At 67.0% G+C, this 2242-nt stretch carries 3 protein-coding genes; 2 read left to right on the top strand and 1 reads right to left on the bottom strand.

Going from position 1 to position 2242, the window contains the following annotated elements; all coding sequences use genetic code 11:
• A partial coding sequence (locus tag BN1143_RS15735) for an efflux RND transporter permease subunit (protein WP_042051341.1) occupies window positions 1-437 on the top strand: 437 nt, incomplete at its 5' end.
• A 15-nt stretch (window positions 438-452) separates the two neighbouring features.
• Window positions 453-1499, top strand: a complete 1047-nt coding sequence (locus BN1143_RS15730) for an efflux RND transporter periplasmic adaptor subunit (protein ID WP_042051339.1) — start codon at window positions 453-455, stop codon at window positions 1497-1499.
• Window positions 1500-1565: 66 nt separating this feature from the next.
• Here the strand turns inward: BN1143_RS15730 and BN1143_RS15725 are convergent.
• On the bottom strand, window positions 1566-2242 hold a 677-nt coding region (locus BN1143_RS15725; protein WP_042051338.1), incomplete at its 5' end, for a pyruvate kinase.

The raw sequence follows: 2242 nt of genomic DNA, 5'->3' as shown, positions 1-2242 counted from the left end.
TGCTGCTCACCCTGCCGCTTGCCACCGTCGGCGGTGTGCTGGCGCTCTACCTGAGCGGCCTGCTGGTGCCGTTGCCGATGGATCTGCTGACCATCATCGGCTTCGTCATCCTGCTGGGGCTGGTGGTCAACAACGCCATCCTGCTGGTGCACCAGACCCGCACGGCGGAACGGGAAGGGATGAGCCGCCAGCAGGCGGTGGCCGATGCCCTGCAAAGCCGGATGCGTCCCATCGCCATGACCAGCCTCACCAGCATCTTCGGCATGCTGCCGCTGATGCTGAGCCCGAGCGAGGGCAGCGAAATCTACCGGGGGCTGGCTACCGTCATCGTTGGCGGCATGAGTTGCAGCACCCTGTTTACCCTGGTCCTGCTGCCCGCCTTCCTGCGGCTGGGTGAGCGGGTCGACGTGCCGCAGCCCATTCGGCAGCGGGCCTGAGCAAGGAGCTCATCGATGACACACGGTTTTACAAGGATGGTTGTGGGCGCTGCGCTGCTGGCGGGGGGCGTGTTCCCTGCGCTGGCACAGGGCAAGATAGTGACCCTGGCGGACGTGACCCGGGGGGAGGCGGCGGCCAGCATCTGGGTCAGCGGCACGGTGGCGAGCCGCCAGCAGGCGGCGCTCAGCGCCGAGGTGAGCGGCCGGGTGGAGTGGATCGCCGAGTTCGGCAGCCGGGTCAGCAAGGGGGATGAGCTGCTGCGCCTCGACAGCGCGGCGCTGCGGCTCTCGCTGGAGCAGGCCCAGGCCGAGCAGGCCAAGTGGGAGAGCAACGTGCGCTTTGCCCGCGCCGAGTTTGGCCGGCTGGCGACCCTGCATCGTCAGAAGAGCGCCTCCCAGAGCCAGTACGACAAGGCGCGCTACGACGTGGAGCAGGCTGAACTGGCCGAGCGGCTGGCGCGGGTGCAGGTGCGCCAGATTGAGGAGCAGCTGCGCAGAAGCCACATCTTCGCGCCGTTCGACGGGGTGGTGAACAACCACTTCATCCAGCCGGGGGAACATGTGGATGCCGGCGAGCAGGCGCTGGAGCTGGTCAACCCCGATCAGCCCGACATCCGCCTGCAGGCCCCCATCGTCTGGGCCGGCCAGCTGGCGCCCCAGACCCGGCTGCGGGTGGAAGGGGATCAGCTCAGCGGCCACGGGGTCTACTACCAGCGGGCGGCCAGCGCCGATCCCAAGTCGCGCCTCATCGAACTGCGCCTCAAGCCGGAGGAGGGTCGCTTCATCATCGGCTCGCCGGTGCGGGTGGCGCTGCCGCTGGCGGAGCAGCAGACCATGCTGCTGCCGCGCGATGCCCTGGTGCTCAACACCGAGGGGAGCGTGGTCTATCAGGTGGAGCAGCGCGGCGAGGAGCTGACGGTGAACCGGGTGCCGGTGACCGTGCTGTTTGGCGACAGTCGACAGGTGGCGGTGAGCGGGGCGCTCAAGCAGGGGGACAGGGTGGTGGTACGCGGCGCCGGCAGCTTGCAGGACGGCGACAAGGTCGAACTGTTTCGCGGCTGATCCAGCTTGGTTACCATGAAAAACGGCTCCCGCGGGAGCCGTTTTTGTTGCAGGCAGGAGGGGCGATTACTCGACCATCATCACCTTGCAGGTGTTGGTGCTACCGACGGTTTCCATCTTGTCGCCGTGAGTGAGCAGAACCATGTCGCCGCTTTGCAGCAGTCCCTTGGCCTTGAGCACGTCCAGCGCGTCGCGGCACACTTCGTAGACCGGCTTGGTCTCGTCGCCGTCAAACAGCACCGGAGTGACGCCGCGGTAGAGGTTGGTCCAGGCCAGGGTCTTGTTGTGCGGTGACAGGGCGAAGATCGGCAGGCCGGAGCTGATACGGGACATCAGCAGCGGGGTGGTGCCCGACTCGGTCAGCGCCACGATCGCCTTGACTCCTTCCAGGTGGTTGGCCGCATACATGGTGGACATGGCGACCGCCTCTTCCACCGAGGTGAAGGTGTAGCTCATGCGGTGGTTGGAGACGTTCAGGCTCGGGTGCTTCTCGGCGCCCACGCAGACGCTGGCCATGGAGGTAACGGTCTCGATGGGGAACTGGCCGGCGGCGGTCTCGGCGGAGAGCATCACCGCATCGGTCCCGTCCAGCACGGCGTTGGCCACGTCCATCACTTCGGCACGGGTCGGCAGCGGCGCGTTGATCATCGACTCCATCATCTGGGTCGCGGTGATGACCACCCGGTTTAGGCGGCGGGAGTGGCGAATGAGCTTCTTCTGCACGCCGACCAGCTCGGGATCGC

Origin of the sequence: Aeromonas dhakensis, assembly GCF_000820305.1 — a bacterium.
Lineage (GTDB): Bacteria > Pseudomonadota > Gammaproteobacteria > Enterobacterales > Aeromonadaceae > Aeromonas > Aeromonas dhakensis.
This window is presented reverse-complemented; position numbering and strand designations above follow the sequence as displayed.